Source organism: Lysinibacillus sp. NPDC056959, from assembly GCF_042674095.1.
GTDB lineage: Bacteria > Bacillota > Bacilli > Bacillales_A > Planococcaceae > Lysinibacillus > Lysinibacillus zambalensis.
Genome location: NZ_JBHURE010000011.1, coordinates 56,016 through 79,882 on the forward strand (window position 1 = coordinate 56,016; position 23,867 = coordinate 79,882).

Sequence of the window (23,867 nt, forward strand, 5' to 3'; positions counted from 1 at the left end):
AACATGGCATACGAAAAATTAGCAGTACAAGACAAAGTAGTATTAGACGGAATTCTTGCGGAAAAAAAACGTCAACAAGCAAATATTGAGTTAATCGCATCAGAAAACTTTGTATCAGAAGCAGTAATGGAAGCACAAGGTTCTGTTCTAACAAATAAATATGCTGAAGGTTATCCAGGTAAACGCTACTATGGCGGTTGTGAACACGTAGATGTTGTGGAAGATATCGCACGTGATCGTGTGAAAGAAATTTTTGGTGCAGAATATGCAAACGTACAACCACACTCTGGTGCACAAGCAAACATGGCTGTATACCACACAATTTTAGAACCAGGAGATACAGTACTTGGGATGAACCTATCTCATGGCGGCCACTTAACACACGGATCTCCTGTAAACTTCTCAGGTATTCTATATAATTTCGTTGAATATGGCGTAACAAAAGATACTCAAGTAATCGATTATGAAGATGTACGCCAAAAAGCATTAGAGCATAAGCCAAAACTAATTGTGGCGGGTGCTTCCGCTTACCCACGTGAAATCGATTTTGCTAAATTCCGTGAAATTGCTGATGAAGTAGGAGCATATTTCATGGTGGATATGGCACATATCGCAGGTCTTGTAGCTACTGGTGAGCACCAATCACCAGTGCCATACGCTGATTTTGTGACATCTACAACACATAAAACATTACGTGGCCCACGTGGTGGTTTAATCCTTGCTTCGAAAGAATGGGAGCAAAAGCTTAACAAATCTGTATTCCCAGGTATCCAAGGTGGACCATTAATGCACGTAATCGCTGCAAAAGCTGTTGCATTCGGTGAAGCGTTACAACCAGAATTCAAAGAGTATGCAAAACAACTTAAAGCGAATGCTAAAGCTTTAGCAGAAGTATTAATGGCAGAAGGCGTTGAAATTGTATCAGGCGGTACGGACAACCACTTATTACTTCTTAATGTGAAATCTCTTGGCTTAACAGGTAAAGTAGCAGAGCACGCACTTGATGAAGTAGGGATTACAACAAATAAAAATACAATTCCTTACGATACAGAATCTCCATTCGTAACTTCTGGTATCCGTATTGGTACACCAGCAGTAACATCTCGTGGCTTCAATGAGGAAGACATGAAAGAAGTTGGGGCAATTATTGCTACAGTTCTTAAAAATCCAGAGGATGAAGCAGTTAAAACTGAAGCGAAAGCTCGCGTAATAGCTTTAACGGACAAACATCCATTATACGCATAATTTAATAGAAGATAAGGCTGTGGTTAAAGTGTACTTTGCACTTTAATTCACAGCTTTTTTTATTGGCACTGCTGTGAGCTACTCTCGCGGACGCCTGCGGAATGGAACTCGACAAAATGTTTCGATGATAAGTTATTTTTCTAGAATGGAAATAAAATACTTTAATTTTGAATTTATTTACATAAACTTAGTATAAAAGGATATAGTATAGAAGAGTGAGACAGATAATGTCCTTGTGGAAAAAGGTTTTTTTATAAAAGTGACAATTTATTGAATTTTTATGTACAATGTAAGAGGGAGGAGGGGCTGTATGGTTACTAAAACGATGTCCATAGAAAATGAAATATTATTAAATGCAATTCGTAGGTTAGGGGATCATTCTAAAGAAAGCTACGTTATTTTTGATGCGACAAATAATCATTGCGTATTGGAATGTAATGATTCTTTTTGTACGCTGACAAATACTACACGTTCGCAAATAATAAATAGCGATTATTTTGCATTGTTGTCAAACGAAGAACAGACAACTCTTGAAAAGATTAAACAAAAAATACATAGTGGAGTTTTGGTACAAGCAAAATTGCACCATAGTTGCTTCGATAAACCTCTTTTTTGGGCAGAGGTACAAGCACTCCCATTTCAAAATAATAAAGATGAAACATTATTTGTTTTAGTACTTGTGAAGGATGTTACGTACGATCACAACGTGGAGTTTTTAATGCGCCTTGAGAATGCTATGTACGAAGCGATTGAAAAGGACAATTCCTTTGATAAAAAGATGAGCATTGTTTGCAGTAGTTTAGATGAATTTTTTATGCCGAATATATCAAGTATGGTACTTGTCAAAACGGAGGCAAATCAATTACAGATTTATAGAGGGAACGATAAAACAAAAGGTTTACCCGATTGTTGTGAAAACAATGATTTTTTTAAGAGTGTTATGCAAGGGGAGACGTCCATTCTAGTGAAAAATTTGGATGATATTGATATTCCAATAGAATACAAAAGGTTTGCCAATTCATCTAAAAAGTCATTTGGGTGGTTTATGCCAATATACAATCAACAACAGCAAGCAATTGGATTGTTTGCAATATTGTTAGAGCAACATGGTGATGAAAAGAAGTTTTTTGAATTTATGTTTCGAAAAATCGGTGCTCTTGTTGCGTTGGCATATTCGTATGCAAAAACACAAAAAAAGATATGGGATTTAGCCTATGTCGATATCACAACGGGGCTACCGAATCGACACGGTTTTTTAAATAAGGTAGAAAAAGAGTGCAGTCAAAATGGTAACATCAAAATCTTAAAGCCAAGCGAATTCCATCATATTGTCGAGTTATATGGACGTGAAGCGGGAGATGAGCTGTTAAGACAAATTGCCAAACGTTTAAATGAAGAGAAATATGAGCGTAACGAATATATTGCTAGATTTACAAGCTCTAGTTTAATCATGTCCAATGCAACAGCTGATGAAGATTTCTTCTATTATGAAAGGCGCATTAAAGAGATTATTCGTCAGCCTTTTATTATAGGTGGTAAGAACATTTATATTACGCTAAAAACGGGTATTGCTTTATATAACGATGAGATCAAAATGGCTGATGCGATTCGCTTTGCAGATAATGCTGTATCCTTTGCTGCCAATAAACCGGGTACTCATACGGAAATATTTACGCAAGAAAGAAATGATGTGCTTGAGCAGCAAATGACCGTGTTAAACCATTTGGCACAGGCATTAAAAAATAAAGAAATCTCGGTGAATTTGCAGCCAAAGGTTGATTTACGAACAGGTGAAATTCATAGTATTGAAGCGCTTGCTCGCTGGATTTCTCCAAAACTAGGTTTCGTGTCACCGGCAATCTTTATTCCAGTGGCAGAAAGTGCAGGAAAGGTACGCGAAATCGATGTTCAAATATTAGAGTTGGTTCTTTCATGGTTAGCAGAGCGAAAGACATTAGGGAAAAAATTAGTGAAGGTGGCAGTCAATATTTCGCCGGATCATTTTTATTATGCTAATTTTGTACAGCATACATTGGGGCTCGTTCGGAAATATGATATTGATCCGAAATATATCATTTTAGAGGTGACGGAAAATATTGGCCTAGTTGATTTTCAGACAGCTTTTTCTATTATCCAGGAATTAAAGGGCTACGGCTTTAAAACTTCGGTGGACGACTTTGGCACAGGCTTTTCATCTTTAAGTTATTTACAAAGACTGCCATTTACTGAATTAAAAATAGATCGTAGCTTTATTAATGCTATTAATGATGGTGCGACACTCGCTATTGTCCGATCCATTATTCAATTAGCATTAAACCTAGGAATGACTTCGGTTGCAGAAGGTATTGAAAACAAAGAGCAAGTTGAGATTTTACGCGCATTAGGCTGTACAGTAGGACAAGGATATTTCTATTACAAACCAATGACAATAGAACAAGTAAATACAATACTTGATAAATAACCGCTAGCATATGTAGGAAACATTCTTGAAAAGGAGTTGTCCCAAATTTATTTTTGAGACGACTCCTTTTTTCTGTTATACTAGGTGAGATAAAAATGAATCCGAACGGTTAGGAGAGAATCCCTTTGAGCAAAGTATACGTATTTGATCATCCACTAATCCAACACAAGTTAACTTATATTCGTGATAAGAATACAGGAACTAAAGAATTTCGTGAGCTAGTAGACGAAGTGGCAACATTAATGGCATTCGAAATTACACGTGATATGCCAGTAGAAGAAATTGAAATTGAGACACCGGTTACTGTTGCTAAAACAAAAGTACTTTCTGGTAAGAAACTTGCGATTGTACCGATTTTACGTGCAGGTATTGGCATGGTAGATGGCGTATTAAACCTAATTCCAGCTGCTAAAGTTGGTCATATCGGTCTTTATCGTGATCCAGAAACGTTAAAACCTGTAGAATACTATGCAAAACTTCCTGCAGATGTAGAAGAACGTGATTTCATCATTGTAGACCCAATGCTTGCAACTGGTGGATCAGCAGTGGAAGCGATCAACTCACTGAAAAAACGTGGTGCGAAAAGCATTAAATTCATGTGCTTAATCGCTGCGCCAGAGGGTGTAAAAGAAATTCAAGAACAGCATCCAGATGTAGATATTTATATTGCTGCACTTGATGAAAAATTAGATGACCATGGCTACATTGTCCCTGGTTTAGGTGATGCAGGCGACCGCCTATTCGGTACAAAATAATACTGAACACTTTTTTGTTGATTTAGTTTAGTATGTAATTTTTAGGGAACATATAACTATAGAGAGCGTCCTTCATTATTGAAGGACGTTTCATAGTATGTTAGGCGAATTACTTCTATTAAAGTTCAATCTTGCCTCATATGACGCAGATCAATGGAAGTAAAGCACTTTTCATACAAATATAACAAAGGACGGTGCAAATCGTTTTGACGAAAAAATGGAAAGTAATGACGATTTTCGGTACGAGACCAGAGGCTATTAAAATGGCCCCACTAGTATTGGAATTACAAAAGCATCCTGAGCAAATAGAGTCGATTGTGACGGTAACAGCCCAACATCGCCAAATGCTCGATCAAGTTTTAGAAACATTTAAAATTACACCTGATTACGATTTGAATATTATGAAGGATCGTCAAACATTAATTGACGTGACGACGAATGCTTTACAAGGCTTAGACAAAGTCATGAAAGAAGCAAAACCGGATATTGTTTTAGTACATGGTGATACAGCAACGACTTTCATTGCAAGTCTAGCTGCATTTTATAACCAAATTGCTATCGGACATGTGGAAGCGGGTCTTCGAACTTGGAATAAGTATTCACCATACCCAGAGGAAATGAATCGCCAGTTAACAGGCGTTATGGCTGATCTTCATTTCGCACCGACAGAAGTATCAAAGAAAAACCTTTTAGATGAAAATAAAAACCCTGATACTATCTATGTCACTGGTAACACAGCAATCGACGCATTAGCTACAACAGTAAGTGAACATTACACACATCCTGTCTTAGACAAAATAGGCACAGACCGTATGATTTTATTAACAGCACATCGTCGTGAAAATTTAGGTGAACCTATGCGTCATATGTTCAGAGCGATTACTAGAATTTTAGCAGAGCATGAGGATGTACAAGTTGTTTACCCAGTTCATATGAATCCAGCTGTACGAGAAATAGCGAATGAAATATTAGGAGATCATAAGCGTGTTCATTTGATTGAACCTCTTGAAGTCTTTGATTTCCATAACTTTGCGGCTAATTCTTATATGATTTTAACGGATTCTGGTGGTGTCCAAGAGGAAGCACCTTCATTAGGCAAACCAGTTCTAGTACTAAGAGATACAACGGAGCGCCCAGAAGGTATTGCAGCAGGGACTCTAAAGCTAGCAGGAACGGAAGAAGATACTATCTATTCTCTAGCTAAACAATTAATAGAAGATACAAATGCTTATGAAGCAATGTCAAAAGCGTCAAATCCTTATGGAGATGGACATGCTTCAGAGTATATTGTGAAGGCTCTTTTGGGATTTTTACAAAAAAGCAAGTAATATCCCTTTTCAGAAATGAAAAATGAGTCTAATGTACTAATTGTGGTAGGCGGGCTAATTTGCGAGCATATATGTGTCGCAAATTAGCTTTTCTTTGCATAAACGTTAACTGTGTTTTTGAAACTATGAATTTCCATACACAAATTTGTCAACAATTTGTCAAGACTATAGTGGCTGTGAAGTTTTTCTACTTTACTAATTGACTTCAAATATCTCCTATTGTATGCTTACAAAGGGTAAGAATGATAAGGGTTTCTATTCGTAAATAGAGGTTGAAACACTTGTTACATCAAGTTTCTACTAAATTGACAGTTCAAACCAAAAGCTGTCGATTTGCAACGTTTTGTGCGTTTCGGGGTGTAAGATTTTTGGGGATTTACACCTGTAATTTCAAAATGACGCTCTCCCGTTACTATTCCGCTGTGAGTAGTGTTTTTCACTGCTCTTTTCTGATTTCACATAGTGGTCAGCAAATGTTTCTTTACTCGAAAAAATGATTCAGGAGATTATAAACCAATGCTAGATTTGCATCACATTTTTGCTATGCAGAAGAGAGCGTTATTTTTTTTGCTCGCACTCTGTGCTTTAGGCTGGGGATTTACGCCCTATCAGACGTTTTTTGCGGGCATCGCAATCGGTGCATTATTTGGTACGTATAATTTTTGGATTTTAGTTCGCCGTATGGAGAAGTTTGATCGATCCATTAGTGAAGGGAAGAAAATAGGCTCACTTGGTACAATGCTCCGCTTTGGGTCAGGTGTAGCGGCAGTCGCTCTAGCCATTTCGTTGCCAAACTATTTTCACTTAATTAGCACGGTCATAGGGCTAATGATTCCGTACGTTTTTCTCTTTGTCGAGAGAATTGTGTCACATGTAAGGAACCGCTAATGTGCTTTAAAATTAGAAAGAGAGGTGAAAAATAACAATGAATCATGAAGCTCCATTGAAAGTAGTTGATTTTGGTCTTTTTACACTAACATTCAACCTTTCAACTATAATGATGTTACTAGTTGCAGCTGTAATCGTTTTCTTAATCGCGTTTATCTCAACTAGAAGCCTAAAGTTAAAACCTACAGGTATGCAAAACTTTATGGAATGGATTATGGATTTCGTAAAGAACATCATCAAAAGCAATATGGACTGGAAAACTGGCGGACGATTCCATATTTTAGGTATTACGCTAATTATGTTTATCGCGGTATCTAACTTATTAGGTCTTCCATTCTCTATCGTCTATAAACACGAACTTTGGTGGAAATCACCTACAGCTGACCCAACTGTTACAATGACGCTTGCAGCAATGGTTTTAGCCTTAACACATTTCTATGGTATTAAAATGAAGGGGACAGGCCATTATGTTGGTACATTCTTCAAACCAATGTCATTCATGTTCCCGCTAAAAATCGTTGAAGAGTTTGCGAACACTTTAACATTAGGTCTTCGTCTTTACGGTAACATTTATGCAGGTGAGATTTTACTTGGCTTAATCGCAGGTCTAGCATCAACAGGTGCTGTTGGATTCATCGGAGCAATTGTTCCAATGATGGCATGGCAAGGTTTCTCTATTTTCATCGGCTTTATCCAAGCCTTTATCTTCACAATGTTAACAATGGTTTACATGGCTCATAAAGTGAGCGATGACCATTAATATAAAGCATAATCTTATGCTTAAACCAAAAAAAACAAACAATTCCAAGGAGGAAATTTTCAAATGGGTTTATTAGCAGCAGCAATCGCAATCGGTCTAGGTGCACTTGGTGCAGGTATCGGTAACGGTCTTATCGTTTCAAAAACAGTAGAAGGTATCGCTCGCCAACCAGAAGCTCGTGGCGTACTTCAAACTACAATGTTCATCGGGGTAGCATTAGTTGAAGCCCTACCAATCATCGCAGTAGTAATCGCATTCATCGTAATGAACAAATAATTCAGTTGTACACTGAATTCTAGTGGCGAAGCAGAAATCTTAAGATGAAACTTCGCCCTTCATTTTGGAACTGATAAAAGCTATGTGCAAATATAGCTTTTTAAAATAGGTAGTTTTTCAAGTAAGTAATTAATTTATTATGTTGAAGTCAAAGCTCTTGAAGGGAGTGAAACAATCGTGTTTTTAGATTATCTTGTACTAGGTACTAGCACTGGCACTAGTGAAGAAGCGTTATTCAATGGTGGTGACATCGCCGCAACATTAATCATTTTCTTAGTGTTAATGTTTTTACTTAAAAAGTTCGCTTGGGGTCCACTTATGGGCATCATGCAACAACGTGAAGAATTAGTAGCTAGTGAAATCGAAGCAGCTGAAAAAGCTCGTAAAGATTCGCACCAATATTTAGAAGAACAAAAGAGCCTTCTTAAAGAAGCTCGTACGGAAGCACAATCGATTGTTGAGGGCGCTAAGAAGCAAGGCGAAATGCAAAAAGAAGAAATTCTTACTGCAGCTCGCAATGAAGCAAACCGCTTAAAAGAATCGGCTTTACGTGAAATTGAGTCTGAAAAAGAAAAAGCTATTGCAGCTGTACGTGATGAAGTCGTTTCATTATCTGTACTTGCAGCATCTAAAGTCCTTAGCAAAGAGATTTCTGAGGCAGACAACCGTGCTCTAATTGAAGAGACGATTGCGAAGGCAGGGGAAGCTCGATGAGTAATTCAACTGTAGCAAAACGTTACGCACAAGCGCTATTTGAATTAGCGCAACAAAAAAACATTCTTGCTGAAGTTGGAGCAGACTTAAACGAGCTAACAAAAGTAGTCAAAGAATCTCCTGATTTTTTAACACTTTTAAATGCTCCTAAGTTCTCTATCGAACGTAAGAAGCAAATGGTAGCTGAAATCTTTGCTGGTGCAACGCCAGAGGTTTTACACACAGTTCAACTACTTGTTGAGAAAAAACGTGTAAACGAAGTGAAGCTTATTGCGAACGCATATGCTGAACTTGCTGCACAGGCACAAGGTTCTGCAGATGCAACAGTATTCTCTACTCGTGCACTTTCTGCTGAAGAAAGCGCTAATATTTCTACAACATTTGCGAAACTTGTAGGGAAACAAACATTAAACATTACAAACGAAATTGATCCATCACTTCTTGGTGGTATTCGTGTTCAAATCGGTAATCATATTTATGATAGCTCAGTAGCGAACAAGCTTGAGCGCCTAAAACGTGAATTAATCGGTTAATAATTTAGAAATGTGAGAGGTGACATACATGGGCATCAAGGCTGAAGAAATCAGCAGTCTGATTAAACAACAGATTGAGAATTATGAATCTGAACTTAAAGTAAGCGAAGTTGGTACAGTTATCCGTATTGGTGACGGTATCGCACTTGCTCATGGCCTCGACAACGCCATGGCTGGAGAGCTTTTAGAGTTCTCTAACGGTGTTATGGGTATGGCTCAAAACCTAGAAGAAGGTAACGTTGGTATCGTAATCTTAGGTCCATACGCAGACATCAAAGAAGGCGATGAAGTTCGTCGTACAGGTCGTATCATGGAAGTACCAGTTGGTGAAGAACTAATTGGCCGTGTTGTAAACCCACTTGGTCAACCAGTGGATGGACAAGGTCCAATCAACACAACAAAATCTCGTCCAATCGAAAGTCCAGCTTTCGGTGTAATGGCTCGTAAATCAGTACACGAACCACTACAAACTGGTATCAAAGCGATTGACGCTTTAGTACCAATCGGTCGTGGTCAACGTGAGTTAATCATCGGTGACCGTCAAACTGGTAAAACATCAGTAGCAATCGATACAATCTTAAACCAAAATGGTGAAAACATGATTTGTATCTACGTTGCTATCGGTCAAAAAGAATCAACTGTACGTGGTGTAGTTGAAACGTTACGTAAGCACGGTGCATTAGATTATACAATCGTTGTAACTGCTGCTGCGTCTCAACCAGCTCCATTACTTTACTTAGCACCATTTGCTGGTGTTTCTATGGCAGAAGAATTCATGTTACAAGGTAAGCACGTATTAATCGTGTATGATGATCTTTCTAAACAAGCATCAGCTTACCGTGAACTTTCACTTCTTCTACGCCGTCCTCCAGGTCGTGAAGCATACCCTGGTGATGTTTTCTACTTACACAGCCGCTTACTTGAACGTGCTGCGAAGTTAAATGAAACATATCAAAATGGTTCTATTACAGCTCTTCCATTCGTTGAGACACAAGCTGGGGATATCTCTGCATACATCCCAACTAACGTAATCTCAATTACTGATGGACAAATTTTCTTACAATCTGACTTATTCAACTCAGGTGTACGTCCAGCGATTAACGCCGGTCTTTCTGTATCACGTGTAGGTGGATCTGCTCAAATTAAAGCGATGAAAAAAGTTGCGGGTACACTACGTCTTGACTTAGCTGCATTCCGTGAGCTTGAATCATTTGCTCAATTTGGTTCTGATTTAGATAAAATCACACTTGCTAAACTTGAGCGTGGTAAACGTACGGTTGAAGTTCTTAAACAAGACCTAAACAAACCACTTAAAGTTGAAAAACAAGTTGCTATCCTTTATGCATTAACTAAAGGTCACTTAGATGATATTCCAGTACAAGATATCGTTCGCTTTGAAAATGAATTCTTAAGCTGGTTAGAATCAAACCACACAAACGTTTTAGATCACGTTCGTACTACAAAAGAGCTTGCTCCTGATGCGGATTACGTTGAAGCAATCAATGCATTCAAAAAAACTTTCGCTAAATCAGAATAAGTTCGAGCAGTCACTTGATTAAAAAACAAAAGGTGGTGAAATACCAGTGGTAAACTTACGCGAAATAAAAGGTCGTATTAATTCTACAAAGAGTACGAAACAAATTACGAAAGCGATGCAGATGGTTTCTTCTTCAAAGTTACGTCGTGCAGAGCAAAACGCTAAGGCGTACGTTCCTTACATGGAAAAAATCCAGGACGTAGTAGGCGCGATCGCTTCAGGAACAAAAGACAGTGGACATCCAATGTTAACTGCTCGTCCTGTTAAGAAAACAGCTTACTTAGTCATTGGTTCTGACCGTGGTCTTGCAGGTGCTTACAATTCGAGTATCCTACGTCAAGTACAACGTACAATTGATGAGCGTCATAAATCGAAAGACGAATACGTGATTCTGGCGGTAGGTCGTGTTGTTCGTGACTACTTTGTGAAACGTGATCATAATGTCATCAGCGATGTTATCGGTCTTCCGGACCAACCATCATTTGCTGATATTAAAGAAATCGCTCGTAAAGCTGTTGGTATGTTCATTGACGGTACGTATGATGAACTTTATATGTACTACAATCACTTTGTCAGCGCTATTGCTAGCGAAGTGACAGAGAAAAAACTTCTTCCATTAACGGATCTTGCACCTGCTAGCAGTAATGCTTCTTACGAATTTGAGCCATCTGGTGAAGCAATTCTAGAAGTATTACTTCCACAATACGCGGAAAGCTTAGTTTACGGCGCATTATTAGATGGAAAAGCAAGTGAACATGCTTCTCGTATGACGGCTATGAAAAATGCAACTGATAACGCATCTGATCTTATTTCAGATCTTTCATTGCAATATAACCGTGCGCGTCAAGCGGCGATTACACAAGAAATTACAGAAATCGTTGGTGGAGCTGCAGCCTTAGAATAGGCCCAGCTTCCCAATGTCGTATAAGAATACGATAGGAGGATACACAGTAATGAATAAAGGACATGTTATTCAAGTAATGGGTCCAGTTGTTGACGTAAAATTTGACAATGGCCAATTACCAGCAATCTATAACTCACTAACAGTTAAGATTGAACGTCCAAATGAAGAACCAACAATTCTTGCATTAGAAGTTGCTCTTCATTTAGGTGATGATTCTGTTCGTACAATTGCAATGTCATCTACTGATGGCTTACAACGTGGAGCAGAAGTAACAGACTCAGGAAAAGCTATCTCAGTACCAGTTGGTGAAGTTACTTTAGGACGTGTATTCAACGTACTAGGAGAAGTAATCGACTTAGGTGAAGAGATTCCAGCTGACGTTCGTCGTGATTCAATTCACCGCGAAGCACCATCTTTCGATGAACTTTCAACTACAGTTGAAATTCTTGAAACAGGTATCAAAGTAGTAGACTTATTAGCACCATACATCAAAGGTGGTAAAATCGGTCTATTCGGTGGTGCCGGTGTAGGTAAAACAGTATTAATCCAAGAATTAATCAACAACATCGCACAAGAGCACTCAGGTATCTCTGTATTCGCTGGTGTAGGTGAGCGTACTCGTGAAGGGAACGACTTATTCTTCGAGATGAGCGATTCAGGCGTTATCAAGCAAACAGCGATGGTATTCGGTCAAATGAACGAGCCACCAGGCGCACGTATGCGTGTAGCTTTAACTGGTCTTACAATGGCAGAATACTTCCGTGATGAGCAAGGTGCTGACGTACTTTTATTCATCGACAATATCTTCCGTTTCACTCAAGCAGGTTCTGAGGTTTCTGCCCTATTAGGTCGTATGCCTTCTGCGGTAGGTTACCAACCAACACTTGCAACTGAAATGGGTAAATTACAAGAGCGTATCACATCTACTAACAAAGGTTCTGTAACTTCTATCCAAGCGATTTATGTACCAGCCGATGACTATACTGACCCGGCTCCAGCTACAACTTTCGCTCACTTAGATGCAACTACTAACCTTGAGCGTAAATTATCAGAAATGGGTATCTACCCTGCGGTTGACCCATTAGCTTCGACTTCTCGTGCTTTATCACCTGAAATCGTAGGCGCTGAGCACTACGCTATCGCTACTGGTGTACAACGTACAATCCAACGTTACCGTGAATTACAAGATATCATTGCTATCTTAGGTATGGATGAATTATCTGATGAAGATAAACAAACAGTAGAACGTGCTCGTCGTATTCAATTCTTCTTATCTCAGAACTTCCACGTTGCGGAGCAATTTACTGGTCAAAAAGGTTCTTATGTACCTGTTAAAGAAACTGTTCGCTCATTCAAGGAAATCCTTGATGGCAAATGGGATCACCTACCAGAAGATGCTTTCCGTCTAGTTGGTTCTATTGATGAAGTAGTTGAAAAAGCGAAAAGCATGGGCGTAGAGGTTTAATACTAGGGACGAGGAGGAAAAAATATGAAGACAGTTCAAGTCAATATTGTCACTCCCGACGGCCCAGTATACGATTCTGAAGTTTCAATGGTAATCGCAAAAACAACTTCAGGAGAAATCGGTGTTCTTGCAGGCCATATTCCTATGGTCGCTCCACTTGCAATTGGTGCAGTGAAGCTTAAAAAAGAAGACGGTTCAACTGAACTTGTAGCTTTAAGCGGTGGTTTCATTGAAGTTCGCCCTGAAAAAATCTCAATTTTAGCGCCATCTGCTGAAATTGCTGAAAGCATCGATGTTAAACGTGCTAAAGAAGCCGTTAAACGTGCTGAAGGACGTCTTCAAGATAAACAAGATAACATTGATTTCAAACGTGCTGACCTAGCATTAAAACGTGCGTTGAATCGTATCAACGTTCATGAGGGTAATATCTAATTCAAATTTTAACGGGCAGATTCAACATCTGTCCGTTTTTTAACATTATTCCACAGTGACTAGAGGAAGGAATATGGAGGAACAACATGGAATTATATAGGGCAGTAGGACAGGAAGCTTTAATAGGTATTTTATCGCACATATTTTTTATCGCTATTACCTTTTATGCGCTACAAGCGTTTATGTTAGAAAAGCTTTTTAAGAAGAATAAAGTATTTCAAGTCCAATTAATTTATATTTTATTAAGCGTTGCAATAGGATCAGCCGTTTCAAATTTCTTTCTCCAATTTTCAAATTGGTCTGGGAAGCTTCCGTATTTATTTTAGGAGGCCCTTACTACTTTTTATATGTTAGCTGTTGAATCTACATATTTCACAGGGCTTTATAACATAATTTATGTGGTCCTTTGAAATATGTAATAAAAGAAATTTGTGAGATTTCGGTTTTTGTTCACAAATCTTTGGGTATATATTAAAAATTTACGCTTATCTTCCATGTTATTGGTCATTCACAAAAAAAAAAATCATGCGTACAATAAATAAATAGCAAAATATTAAAAAATGACGTAAAATAGTGATTTGGACGCTTGAACGAGCGTAAGAAAAGTTGTACTATAGAGTTGTTTGTTTACTGATTATGACATTATACTTCTTTTTAAAATAAAATTTTGATAGGTTAATAGATTGAATTCGGAGGGACATAGGGTGGAAAAAATAATAGTGACTGGCGGCCAACAGCTACAGGGGAAAGTACGCGTAGAGGGCGCAAAAAATGCGGTGTTACCAATCCTAGCAGCAGCTTTACTTGCTTCTAAAGGAGAAAATGTAATTAAGGAAGTCCCTAACTTAGCAGACGTCTTTACTATAAATGAAGTACTAAAAAGTCTAAATGCGGCTGTTACATATATACCTGAGGATAATACAGTATATATCGACACAACAAAAGAACTTTCTAGTGAAGCTCAATTTGAATATGTAAGTAAAATGCGTGCATCGATTTTAGTGATGGGTTCTTTACTTGCTCGAAATGGTTATGCTCGTGTTGCTTTACCTGGGGGCTGTGCAATCGGTTCTCGTCCAATTGAGTTACATTTAAAGGGCTTTGAGGCTATGGGAGCAAAAATCTCGTTTGGTCATGGTTTTGTAGAGGCAAAGGCAGATGGACGTTTAAAAGGCGCAAATGTGTATTTGGACTTCCCTAGCGTTGGGGCAACTGAAAATATCATGACTGCTGCAGCGTTAGCGCAAGGAACGACTGTAATTGAAAATGCAGCGAAAGAGCCTGAAATTGTAGATCTTGCAAACTTCATTAATAATATGGGTGGTCGTGTTATCGGAGCAGGTACGAATACAATTCGTATCGAAGGAGTCGATACATTATATGGAACAGAGCATCATATTATTCCTGACCGTATTGAAGCTGGCACATTTATGGTTGCAGCAGCAATTACAAAAGGTGATGTAACGATTGAAAATGCGGTTCCTGAGCATATGACAGCATTAATTGCAAAGATGCGTGAAATGGGTGTAGAAATCACTGAGCTAGATGAAGGAATCCGCGTACGCGCTCCTAAACCATTAAAAGCTGTTGATATTAAAACTATGCCACATCCAGGCTTCCCAACAGATATGCAATCTCAAATGATGGCCTTGATGTTAACTGCTGAAGGTACGAGTATTATTACGGAAACGGTTTTTGAAAATCGTTTTATGCATGTTGAGGAGTTCCGTCGCATGAATGCCGGCGCTAAAATAGAAGGACGTTCTGTGTTTATCGAAGGGCCAATAGATCTTCAGGGTGCTGAAGTAATGGCGACTGATTTACGAGCTGCGGCTGCACTAATTTTAGCAGGCCTTGTATCTGAAGGGGTGACTAGAGTTACAAAACTTCATCACTTAGATCGTGGTTATGTTGATTTCCACGGCAAATTGGCTTCACTTGGCGCACAAATTGAACGTGTACCAGTAGAGGACGTTATCGTTGAAGAAAAAACAACTGTAGAATTACCAACAAACTAAATAGATTTCCCAACCCTTTGCTTAAGAGCAAAGGGTTTTTCTTTATAGTTTAATCCACGGTGGCGATAATCTAATAAGTGCTTATCATCATAACGTGAAGTTGATTTCCGTTCCGGCTGGGTGCTTTGTTGCTGTCGCTACGCTTTCGCACAGGCGTTATCAAAGGATGTGATGGTTTTAGCCTTCGTTCCTCTATTGCTAATCCCCAAGGAGTCGCCCAGCCGGAACGAAGATCATCTATAGCAGGGCATACGTATTTAAAACGTTAATATATAGAAACTAACATCCTTTTTATATGACGGAAACACGCTTCTTTTCTGCATGCTTTACATATGTAGCCCTCAATTTATTTCCATGCTAGATTGAAGTTGCCTTCACCAACAGTCACATATTTTGAAAAGTTGCAGCATATTATTCCTTATGAAAAAATGGATAATGAGTATAGGCATAATTTGTTTGACTGGAGCATTATATATGCTTCCTGTGGCATTTGGTGAGAGACGTACGATTGAGGATGCGCCTGCAACAGCAGAACAAGCTTGTGAAATCTTCATAGAAGTGGAGGGACAACCGGAGAAAATCCCTTTAGAAACGTATGTGACTGGTGTGGTAGCTGCAGAAATGCCTGTTTCATTTAAAAAAGAAGCTTTAAAGGCACAGGCTATTGCTGCAAGAACTTACGCGTTGAAATCGACAAATTACGGTAAAATAGCTATCGCTCCTACTGTTGCTAGACAAGTTTTTTACAATAAGGAACAAAGAAAAGAGAATTGGACTAGCAATTTCCCGGGGAATGAAAAGAAAATTGTCGAGGCGATTAACGAAACGAAAGGACAAGTTCTTCTATATAATAATGAATTAATTACGGCAATGTTTCACTCTACTAGTAATGGGAAAACAGAAAGTGCCTACGGTTTTAGTGGCAATGATGTACCCTATTTAAAAAGCGTCGCGAGTAATACGGATCAATCATCACCAAAGTTTGCAGCGATGAAAGAATGGACATTGGCTGAGTGGGATGCATTGTGGCCTGTTAAATGGCAGGCAAATGATTTCAACCGTGTACAGTTCTTTTTAAATGATTCAGGACGTGTTGAGCGCATGCAGTTAGGGAAGAATATATGGTCAGGGCGAGAGGTTCGAACACTTTTGGGAATAGCATCAACAGACTTTAAAATCTCATATAATTCCACTGCTGAAAAAGTGTTGGTGAGCACGAAAGGATACGGGCATGGGGTAGGGATGAGTCAATATGGAGCAGATGCTATGGCAAGTGATGGGAAAACTGCTGCCGAAATTTTACACTACTATTATCAAGATATTGAGATAAAAAAGATAGATGCATGTTTAAAATAACTTCTAGTTGTTCACACTGCAACTAGAGGTGATGAAAATGAGAGAGGATAAAAATAGTAAAACTTCTCAAAATCAAGATGAAAAAGTTCAATTACAGAAGAAACCATGGTTTTGGCCAGCTGTTTACGCTGGTGGAGCTCTAATGCTAGCAGGTTTACTACTTGGTTACAATAGTCTTGTATCAAAAGTAGAAGAGGCTCCATTACCAGAAGTAGCAGAAGTAGATTCAGGTCCTGTAGTTGAAACCAATGCAAGAACAGAAAATATGAAGTACCCGTTCAAGGAAGCAAATCTTAATAAAATTCAAGTTTCACAAGAGTTTTATGATGTAGAGGCAAATGCTGAGTCACGTGAAAAAGCACTAATGGTATTTAATCAAACATTTACGACATCTTCTGGTATTTCTCTTTCTATGAATGGTGAAGAATTCGAAGTACTTGCTGCTTTAAGTGGTAAAGTAAAACAAGTAAAGCTTGACGCATTTACAGGTAATAAAATTGTGATCGAGCACGCAAATGGTAAGGAAACACAGTATAGTTCTGTAAAAGACATTGCTGTCAAAGAAGGCGATGAGGTAACACAAGGTCAAGCACTAGGAAAAGCGACTGACAATGAGTGGAACCAAGCAGCTGGCATTCACTTGCATTTCGAAGTACTTGAAAACGGAAAATATATTAATCCGAAAAAATTACTAGGCTTTTAACCTATTTCAGCGGCTGCTGAAATAGAGGGATTTATGCCCAACAACGTGCCTATTATCAATTATGCCGAGGTATAATTGATAATAGGCCCTTTTGTTTTCTCCTAAACAATGAAAATGATCATTTTCTATGTGAGAAACGAATACTAAAAAATGCATAAAAAATCAGTATTTTATCGTGAAAATGTAAAATGTGTTCTGAACAGCTTTGTCCTCACATAATGTGAAGAAATGCGCAGACGTGCATCTGATGCCAACGCCATTTGTGAATTTGTGTGGAAAGGACGAAGAACGTGCACGAGCACATTCGGAAGCGCTGTATACGCCTCGGTGAATTATTGATTGAGACGCGTGAGACTGTGCGTGTCCTCGCGAAAATGACAGGTTATTCAAAAAGTACGGTGCATAAAGATTTAACAGAGCGACTGCCAACAATTCATGAAGGATTAGCTGAGCAAGTAAAGGAAATACTCGCCTACCATAAGGCCGTACGTCATATTCGCGGAGGAGAGGCAACGAAAAACAAGTGGAAAGAAAGAGCGAGTCATGAATGATTCGTTCTTTTTTAAAATGCAAAGGACAAGCTAGATACATATTTCCATTTCCTCATAAATAGCTGCTCACAATAACGAGGGGTTGATTTCCGTTCCGACTGGGCGCTTTCCTGGGGGCGTCCGATGAGCCGCTTCGCTTCGCTGCAGGGTCTCGGGACAGCACGATGCTGGTCACGAAGGCGTTATCACAGGACGTGATGGTTTTAGCCTTCGTTCCTCTATCGCTAATCCCCAAGGAGTCGCCCAGTCTCCACTTCAATCAACCTATTCACATAACGTTTGTTAAAAAATCACATTTTAAACTATTTGATGATGGACCATGAAAAAATTGTTTAACAATTTCTTCTTTTCATGAAGTGTTCATATAATTAAAAGGAATGAAGTTCTATTCACTAAAATTAGGTGAAATTACCAATAGGTTGTGATAGAATATTCTAGATAAACAGATAAAAATGAACGTTTTTGTAGTTGGAAATGGCGGGAAGGAGAAATTATAAAATGTTTTCGAAAGATATTGGCATTGACTTAGGAACTGCGAACGTATTAATACACGTTAAAGGTAAAGGAATCGTCTTAAATGAACCATCTGTTGTGGCGATTGATAAAAAAACAAATAAAGTATTAGCTGTGGGGGAAGAGGCTCGCCAAATGGTAGGTCGTACGCCTGGTAACATTACTGCAATTCGCCCACTACGAGATGGGGTCATTGCGGATTTTGACGTTACAGAAGCCATGCTAAGACATTTCATCAATAAGTTAAATGTAAAAGGATTTTTAGCTAAGCCACGTATTTTAATTTGCTGTCCAACGAACATTACTAGTGTTGAGCAAAAGGCTATCCGTGAAGCCGCAGAAAAATCAGGTGGAAAAAAAGTATACTTAGAAGAAGAACCAAAAGTGGCTGCAATCGGTGCAGGCATGGATATATTCCAACCTAGCGGCAATATGGTAGTCGATATTGGCGGCGGAACAACAGATGTTGCAGTCTTATCAATGGGTGATATTGTAACGAGTGAGTCCATTAAGGTAGCCGGAGACATTTTTGATAATGATATTTTGCAATATATTAAAAAAGAATACAAATTACTAATTGGTGAACGTACTGCAGAAGCCATTAAAATTACAATCGGTACAGTTTTTAAAGGTAGCCGAAACGATTCAATGGATATTCGTGGTCGAGACATGGTGACAGGTTTACCGCGTACAATAACAATTCATTCTGAAGAGATTGAACGTGCCTTACATGAATCGGTTGCTATGATTGTTCAATCTGCAAAAAATGTTTTAGAAAAAACGCCACCAGAGTTATCAGCTGATATTATTGATCGTGGGGTCATTATTACTGGCGGTGGTGCTTTACTACACGGTATGGACCAACTATTAATCGAAGAATTAAAGGTACCTGTGTTCATTGCTGAACAACCTATGGATTGTGTAGCAATTGGTACAGGAATTATGCTTGAAAATATTGATCGAGTTCCCGCATCCTTATAAAAAGATAATGAGGTGAGTCCTTTGTTTAAAGGGTTTTATACAGTTGCAACTGGTATGATTGCACAACAAAGACGAACAGAATTACTAAGTAATAATTTATCAAATGCGAATACACCAGGATTTAAAGCAGACCAATCAACAATTCGGTCATTTCCTGACATGCTCATGTCAAGTGTAGGAAAAACGAATGCACCTGCTAATCAGCAAGCAGGTTCTCAATATATGAGCCAAGTTGGCGCATTAAATACAGGGATTTATATGCAAGAAACATTGCCAAATTACATACAAGGCCAAATCTATAGCACTGATTTCACGACAGACATGGCTTTGATCGATGGAAACTTACCGCAAAATGCAGATGGTACTACCGGATCTATTTTCTTCCGTTTAGCACATCCAGAAGGCGGAGAAGCATATACACGAAACGGGAATTTTACATTAGATGGTCAAGGCTATTTAGTAAATCCACAAGGATTGTATGTGTTATCAGACAGAGGCCAACGCATTCAGCTACCGAATGATGATTTCCGCTTAGATGAGAACGGAGCAATTTATGTTAATGATCAGCAAGTAGCTCGTGTTGGCGTATCATATGCAACGAATCCGAACATGCTACGTAAACAGGATAATGGTTTAATTCGAACAGAAAACGGTGAGAACTTACCGACAGCTTACGGTGCCAATGGCGTATCCTTTACACTGCGTCAAAATTATCTAGAGGGCTCAAACGTTGATTCAAGTCGCACAATGACCGATTTAATGACAGCATATCGCGCTTTCGAGGCTAACCAAAAAGTACTACAAGCTTATGATCGCAGTATGGAAAAAGCTGCTAATGAAATTGGGAAAGTTTAATAGGCGAACAGGAGGCGTTTGATCATGCTACGTACAATGATGACTGCAACAAACACAATGGGGCAATTACAAAATAGACTAGATACAATTAGTAATAACATTGCCAATAGTAATACACAGGGCTATAAATCAAAAGAAGCTACATTTAATGAATTGCTTTATCAGCAATTTAACAATGACAAGCAAGATCGTGCTGATCGACAATCACCTGTTGGTATCCGTTACGGTTCAGGTGCAATGCTTGGACAAATCCAATCTAATCAAAAACAAGGTTCTCTACAAACAACAAGTCGAGATCTTGATTTAGCTTTTACAAAAGCAAAACAATATTTCAATATTTTAATGCCAGATGGTGAAAATGGCACAAAAACAGTGTATACTCGTCAAGGTGACTTTTATTTATCACCATTAAATAATGGAACAGTAATGGTTGTAACTGCAGATGGATATCCATTGGCAAACGAAAACGGGCAAGCTATTACATTACCGGATAATGTAAAAAGTTTCGCGATTCGTGATGGGGGCGTATTAGAGGCATCATATCCAAATGGAGATTTTATTCGTACTAATGTAGGGGTGACAGAGTTCCAAAAGCCACAGCTTATGGAGGACATTTCTGGATCCTATGTTGGATTGCCGAATAACCTAGCTCAGTTAGGATATACGCAAGCTGAAGTTGTCACTAATTTACAAGGTGCAAATCGTCAGCAAATTGGTATGCAGAACGGTGTGCTAGAAATGTCGAATGTAAATCTTTCAAAGGAAATGACGGATTTAATTCAAACACAGCGTTCTTATCAATTCAATGCAAGAACTGTCACTTTAGCAGATCAAATGCTTGGGCTCATTAATGGTATTCGATAGTAAATCCATAATTACTGTTTAGTAAGGAATGAAGAGGAGTACAATTTATGACAAACGATTCAAGTCGAGGTTCTATGCAAACAAAAGAAACCGATACGCCACCAGAAGAGAAGGAACACGGCTCAAATGGAGAGCAACGAGAGGTTCGATGGGTGCAAATACGGCTGATTCCGATTTGGCTACGCGTTGTACTTATTATCATCTTAGTTGTTGTTGCCGCAATTTTAGGTACAATAATTGGCTATAGTGTAATTGGACAAGGTAAAGCCATGGACGTTTTCAAACCAGAAACATGGCAGCATATATTTGATATTATGAATGGTAAAGAATAATAATATTCTTTACCATACTTTGTTTTACATAATTATTTATGTAATGGTTTATAACATTTACTGAATGAAGATTATAGTCTCCGGCGGATGTTACATATTTTTTTTGTAGGCACCATTCAAAATCCGGACACTTTGTTTATCTGTAGCGAAAGCAAAGCGACAGCTACAAATGTTTTCTGCGCGAAAGCAAAGCGACAGCGGCAAATGTTTTCTGCGCGAAAGCAAAGCGACAGCGGCAATTACGCCAAGGCGAAATTGATATTAAGCATTCAAGGGGGAAAAGAAATGTTAACAGCAGAACAAATTCAAGCAATTTTACCACATCGTTATCCTTTTTTATTCGTTGATCGTATCGTTGAATTAGAAGAAGGTAAGCGTGCAGTCGGTTTAAAAAATGTCTCTATGAACGAGGACTTTTTTAATGGGCATTTCCCTGGCTATCCAGTAATGCCTGGGGTTTTAATTGTAGAGGCACTAGCACAAGTTGGTGGCGTAGCATTATTAAACGCAGAGGAATTCAAAGGTCGTCTAGCTTTCTTGACGGGTATTGATAACTGTCGTTTCAAGCGACAAGTAGTACCGGGAGATCAACTTCGATTAGAAGTAGAGTTCGTGAAACTACGTGGAGTTATGGGCAAAGGTCACGGTGTGGCGACAGTTGATGGGGAACTAGTATGTGAAGCGGATATTTTATTCGCTATTGGACCTGCACAACCAAAACAGGTGTAATTTGCAATTATAGGCTAAAAGATTTAAAATAATTATATCGAAAATTGTCTTAACTGTTAATCTTCTAATAGTTTATTAGAGGGAGTGCAGTTAAAGATATTACGGTATTTTATAAAAATGCAATGGCGCTATATGTGATTGTGAATAATACATGTAGTTTTGTTTTTGAAACGTAGGAGGATTATATAGATGTATAAGGAATTGTCTTCAGGAGTTAAAATTAGCATTACGCGTTCGATTTCAACATCTTTTGAATCATACTTAGCAAGTATTGATTGGAAAGAGGAGCGTTTTTCTATGGAAGACTTCATTGCTAGCTGGCAAACTTATTTTCAAGAAAATGCCGCATGGATCGAAAAAATCCCAGCAGATGTTTTGATGAATACTGAATTCCATGAAGAGATGGCGCAGAAAATCGACGAAGTAATTGCAAAAATTTTAAATGAAGAACCAACAGCTAAACAAATTGAAACAATTGAGGCCTTGCAAAAAGAGCTAGGTACAAGTTATAGCTACAACTGTAAAGCAGAAGCAGCATACATTGAACAATTGTTAAAAGAAAAACAAAAATAGTTTGTAAAAAAATCGGATAGTTCCCTCCTTTCCCGGGCAATCTATGTAGGATCACAAATACATACATTTGTATTTGATGACATAGCACCGGAGGAAGGAGGTTTTTTCATATGTGGAGAATGTCATTTTTGGCAATTATTCTTGCTGCATTATTCCTTGGAGGTTGTAACTGGGGAAATAGAGCTGTAGAAGATAGACCAGCGGATAACAACGTTAACAATGACGTTAAGAACGACGTTCGCCGAGGAGCTGACAGAGTAGAAGACGCATTAGATCCATCACGAAACGGCGATTACGATCGTGACGTTAATGATGCTAACCGTAACAATATTCTTCCAGAATCTACAACACCAGGTACAACGACAACACCAGGTACTACAACACCAGGTACTACAACACCAGGTACAACAACGACACCAGGAACACATACTACTGGTGAAGTTAAAGAAAAGATCGTTGAAGAGAAAGTTACGCGATAATTTGAAAAGGAGTGTTTCCAACCAATGGAACACTCTTTTTTTATTTCAAATCGCTTTGATGAAGGGTGAGTGAGTGATCTTTTTCTTTTTACACAATTATATGGACTTAATTTGAATACCCGCGGAAGAGAAGTAAATACCCGCGGAAGGAGTGAATACCCGCGGAAGGAAAGCAAATACTCGCGGAAGCGGAGCGAATACCCGCGGAAGAGAAGCGAATACCCGTGGAAGGGACGTGAATACCCGCGGAAGGGAAGCGAATACCCGCGGAAGAGAAGTAAATACCCGCGGAAGGAGTGAATACCCGCGGAAGGAAAGCAAATACCCGCGGAATCGGAGCGAATACCCGCGGAAGGGAAGCGAATACCCGCGGGAGGGACGTGAATACCCGCGGAAGGGAAGCGAATACCCGCGGAAGGAGTAAATCCCGCGGAAGGGACGTAAATACCCGCGGAAGAGAAGCAAATCCCCGCGGAAAAGACGTGAATACCCGCGGAAGGGAAGCAAATACCCGCGGAATCGGAGCGAATACCCGCGGAAGAGAAACAACCCCCCGCGAAAGATAAGAAAATCCCTACAAATCGGAAGCAAAACCACTCTCCCACACGCACCTCC

General features: G+C 38.9%; 25 protein-coding genes. 24 read left to right on the forward strand and 1 reads right to left on the reverse strand.

Going from position 1 to position 23,867, the window contains the following annotated elements:
- Positions 1–3: 3 nt before the first annotated feature.
- The 24 genes from glyA (at position 4) to ACFTQ7_RS14235 (ending at position 22,773) form a co-directional block, all read left to right on the forward strand.
- Entirely contained in the window at positions 4–1,245 is a 1,242-nt protein-coding gene (gene glyA / locus ACFTQ7_RS14120) for a serine hydroxymethyltransferase (RefSeq protein ID WP_386829495.1), read from the forward strand.
- A 310-nt stretch (positions 1,246–1,555) separates the two neighbouring features.
- A complete protein-coding gene (locus ACFTQ7_RS14125) occupies positions 1,556–3,706 on the forward strand; it encodes an EAL domain-containing protein (protein ID WP_386829497.1) in 2,151 nt (716 codons plus the stop codon).
- Between the two features lie 125 nt (positions 3,707–3,831).
- Complete coding sequence (gene upp, locus ACFTQ7_RS14130) at positions 3,832–4,461, forward strand: uracil phosphoribosyltransferase (protein WP_386829499.1); 630 nt, start codon at positions 3,832–3,834, stop codon at positions 4,459–4,461.
- A gap of 206 nt (positions 4,462–4,667) precedes the next feature.
- Entirely contained in the window at positions 4,668–5,789 is a 1,122-nt protein-coding gene (wecB, locus tag ACFTQ7_RS14135; RefSeq protein ID WP_386829501.1) for a non-hydrolyzing UDP-N-acetylglucosamine 2-epimerase, read from the forward strand.
- A 516-nt stretch (positions 5,790–6,305) separates the two neighbouring features.
- Positions 6,306–6,677, forward strand: a complete 372-nt coding sequence (locus tag ACFTQ7_RS14140) for an ATP synthase subunit I (RefSeq protein WP_386829503.1) — start codon at positions 6,306–6,308, stop codon at positions 6,675–6,677.
- A gap of 37 nt (positions 6,678–6,714) precedes the next feature.
- The gene (gene atpB / locus ACFTQ7_RS14145) at positions 6,715–7,437 is read left to right on the forward strand and encodes a F0F1 ATP synthase subunit A (RefSeq protein ID WP_386829505.1); all 723 of its coding nucleotides are present in this window, start codon (positions 6,715–6,717) and stop codon (positions 7,435–7,437) included.
- Between the two features lie 63 nt (positions 7,438–7,500).
- Positions 7,501–7,713 carry a F0F1 ATP synthase subunit C gene (atpE, locus tag ACFTQ7_RS14150; RefSeq protein ID WP_049668022.1) on the forward strand — a complete coding sequence of 71 codons (213 nt, stop codon included), beginning with the start codon at positions 7,501–7,503 and terminating at the stop codon, positions 7,711–7,713.
- A gap of 177 nt (positions 7,714–7,890) precedes the next feature.
- Positions 7,891–8,427 (forward strand): F0F1 ATP synthase subunit B, encoded by a 537-nt coding sequence (gene atpF / locus ACFTQ7_RS14155; RefSeq protein WP_386829507.1) that lies wholly within the window; start codon positions 7,891–7,893, stop codon positions 8,425–8,427.
- Entirely contained in the window at positions 8,424–8,960 is a 537-nt protein-coding gene (locus ACFTQ7_RS14160) for a F0F1 ATP synthase subunit delta (RefSeq protein WP_386829508.1), read from the forward strand. Before atpF ends, ACFTQ7_RS14160 begins: the two co-directional genes overlap by 4 nt.
- 28 nt (positions 8,961–8,988) lie before the next feature.
- On the forward strand, positions 8,989–10,497 hold the full coding sequence (gene atpA / locus ACFTQ7_RS14165; RefSeq protein ID WP_323654276.1) for a F0F1 ATP synthase subunit alpha: 1,509 nt from the start codon (positions 8,989–8,991) through the stop codon (positions 10,495–10,497).
- 46 nt (positions 10,498–10,543) lie between these two features.
- A complete protein-coding gene (atpG, locus tag ACFTQ7_RS14170; protein WP_323654277.1) occupies positions 10,544–11,401 on the forward strand; it encodes an ATP synthase F1 subunit gamma in 858 nt (285 codons plus the stop codon).
- Between the two features lie 49 nt (positions 11,402–11,450).
- Positions 11,451–12,866 (forward strand): F0F1 ATP synthase subunit beta, encoded by a 1,416-nt coding sequence (gene atpD, locus ACFTQ7_RS14175; RefSeq protein WP_323654278.1) that lies wholly within the window; start codon positions 11,451–11,453, stop codon positions 12,864–12,866.
- A gap of 24 nt (positions 12,867–12,890) precedes the next feature.
- Entirely contained in the window at positions 12,891–13,298 is a 408-nt protein-coding gene (locus ACFTQ7_RS14180; protein WP_079559415.1) for a F0F1 ATP synthase subunit epsilon, read from the forward strand.
- Positions 13,299–13,384: 86 nt separating this feature from the next.
- Positions 13,385–13,624, forward strand: a complete 240-nt coding sequence (locus tag ACFTQ7_RS14185) for a DUF1146 family protein (RefSeq protein WP_349660625.1) — start codon at positions 13,385–13,387, stop codon at positions 13,622–13,624.
- Positions 13,625–14,002: 378 nt separating this feature from the next.
- Positions 14,003–15,316 (forward strand): UDP-N-acetylglucosamine 1-carboxyvinyltransferase, encoded by a 1,314-nt coding sequence (murA, locus tag ACFTQ7_RS14190; protein ID WP_386829510.1) that lies wholly within the window; start codon positions 14,003–14,005, stop codon positions 15,314–15,316.
- A 474-nt stretch (positions 15,317–15,790) separates the two neighbouring features.
- Positions 15,791–16,672 (forward strand): stage II sporulation protein D, encoded by an 882-nt coding sequence (spoIID, locus tag ACFTQ7_RS14195; RefSeq protein ID WP_386829511.1) that lies wholly within the window; start codon positions 15,791–15,793, stop codon positions 16,670–16,672.
- 37 nt (positions 16,673–16,709) lie between these two features.
- Positions 16,710–17,375, forward strand: coding sequence for a peptidoglycan DD-metalloendopeptidase family protein (locus ACFTQ7_RS14200; RefSeq protein ID WP_386829513.1), 666 nt, complete (start codon positions 16,710–16,712; stop codon positions 17,373–17,375).
- Positions 17,376–17,665: 290 nt separating this feature from the next.
- Positions 17,666–17,926, forward strand: a complete 261-nt coding sequence (locus ACFTQ7_RS14205; protein WP_079559420.1) for a sporulation transcriptional regulator SpoIIID — start codon at positions 17,666–17,668, stop codon at positions 17,924–17,926.
- A 498-nt stretch (positions 17,927–18,424) separates the two neighbouring features.
- Positions 18,425–19,420 carry a rod shape-determining protein gene (gene mreB / locus ACFTQ7_RS14210; protein WP_079559421.1) on the forward strand — a complete coding sequence of 332 codons (996 nt, stop codon included), beginning with the start codon at positions 18,425–18,427 and terminating at the stop codon, positions 19,418–19,420.
- Positions 19,421–19,441: 21 nt separating this feature from the next.
- Positions 19,442–20,275 carry a flagellar hook-basal body protein gene (locus ACFTQ7_RS14215; protein ID WP_349660621.1) on the forward strand — a complete coding sequence of 278 codons (834 nt, stop codon included), beginning with the start codon at positions 19,442–19,444 and terminating at the stop codon, positions 20,273–20,275.
- A 24-nt stretch (positions 20,276–20,299) separates the two neighbouring features.
- A complete protein-coding gene (locus ACFTQ7_RS14220; RefSeq protein WP_349660620.1) occupies positions 20,300–21,139 on the forward strand; it encodes a flagellar hook-basal body protein in 840 nt (279 codons plus the stop codon).
- A 47-nt stretch (positions 21,140–21,186) separates the two neighbouring features.
- Positions 21,187–21,471 (forward strand): DNA-directed RNA polymerase subunit beta, encoded by a 285-nt coding sequence (locus ACFTQ7_RS14225; RefSeq protein ID WP_197139693.1) that lies wholly within the window; start codon positions 21,187–21,189, stop codon positions 21,469–21,471.
- 285 nt (positions 21,472–21,756) lie between these two features.
- Positions 21,757–22,200: a 3-hydroxyacyl-ACP dehydratase FabZ gene (fabZ, locus tag ACFTQ7_RS14230; protein ID WP_079559425.1), complete on the forward strand. Its 444-nt coding sequence runs from the start codon at positions 21,757–21,759 to the stop codon at positions 22,198–22,200.
- A 189-nt stretch (positions 22,201–22,389) separates the two neighbouring features.
- Positions 22,390–22,773: a hypothetical protein gene (locus ACFTQ7_RS14235; RefSeq protein WP_349660619.1), complete on the forward strand. Its 384-nt coding sequence runs from the start codon at positions 22,390–22,392 to the stop codon at positions 22,771–22,773.
- Between the two features lie 292 nt (positions 22,774–23,065).
- Here ACFTQ7_RS14235 and ACFTQ7_RS14240 read toward each other — a convergent pair whose 3' ends face one another.
- A complete protein-coding gene (locus ACFTQ7_RS14240; protein WP_386829516.1) occupies positions 23,066–23,857 on the reverse strand; it encodes a hypothetical protein in 792 nt (263 codons plus the stop codon).
- Between the last annotated feature and the right edge of the window lie 10 nt (positions 23,858–23,867).

Coding starts and splice junctions, on each gene's coding strand:
- fabZ (WP_079559425.1), top strand. CDS start 21,757: ATGTTAACAGCAGAACAAATTCAAGCAATTTTACCACATCGTTATCCT.
- atpB (WP_386829505.1), top strand. CDS start 6,715: ATGAATCATGAAGCTCCATTGAAAGTAGTTGATTTTGGTCTTTTTACA.
- ACFTQ7_RS14200 (WP_386829513.1), top strand. CDS start 16,710: ATGAGAGAGGATAAAAATAGTAAAACTTCTCAAAATCAAGATGAAAAA.
- atpD (WP_323654278.1), top strand. CDS start 11,451: ATGAATAAAGGACATGTTATTCAAGTAATGGGTCCAGTTGTTGACGTA.
- ACFTQ7_RS14235 (WP_349660619.1), top strand. CDS start 22,390: ATGTATAAGGAATTGTCTTCAGGAGTTAAAATTAGCATTACGCGTTCG.
- ACFTQ7_RS14225 (WP_197139693.1), top strand. CDS start 21,187: ATGACAAACGATTCAAGTCGAGGTTCTATGCAAACAAAAGAAACCGAT.
- glyA (WP_386829495.1), top strand. CDS start 4: ATGGCATACGAAAAATTAGCAGTACAAGACAAAGTAGTATTAGACGGA.
- ACFTQ7_RS14180 (WP_079559415.1), top strand. CDS start 12,891: ATGAAGACAGTTCAAGTCAATATTGTCACTCCCGACGGCCCAGTATAC.
- atpA (WP_323654276.1), top strand. CDS start 8,989: ATGGGCATCAAGGCTGAAGAAATCAGCAGTCTGATTAAACAACAGATT.
- mreB (WP_079559421.1), top strand. CDS start 18,425: ATGTTTTCGAAAGATATTGGCATTGACTTAGGAACTGCGAACGTATTA.
- spoIID (WP_386829511.1), top strand. CDS start 15,791: ATGCTTCCTGTGGCATTTGGTGAGAGACGTACGATTGAGGATGCGCCT.
- ACFTQ7_RS14125 (WP_386829497.1), top strand. CDS start 1,556: ATGGTTACTAAAACGATGTCCATAGAAAATGAAATATTATTAAATGCA.
- atpE (WP_049668022.1), top strand. CDS start 7,501: ATGGGTTTATTAGCAGCAGCAATCGCAATCGGTCTAGGTGCACTTGGT.
- ACFTQ7_RS14185 (WP_349660625.1), top strand. CDS start 13,385: ATGGAATTATATAGGGCAGTAGGACAGGAAGCTTTAATAGGTATTTTA.
- ACFTQ7_RS14140 (WP_386829503.1), top strand. CDS start 6,306: ATGCTAGATTTGCATCACATTTTTGCTATGCAGAAGAGAGCGTTATTT.
- ACFTQ7_RS14160 (WP_386829508.1), top strand. CDS start 8,424: ATGAGTAATTCAACTGTAGCAAAACGTTACGCACAAGCGCTATTTGAA.
- ACFTQ7_RS14220 (WP_349660620.1), top strand. CDS start 20,300: ATGCTACGTACAATGATGACTGCAACAAACACAATGGGGCAATTACAA.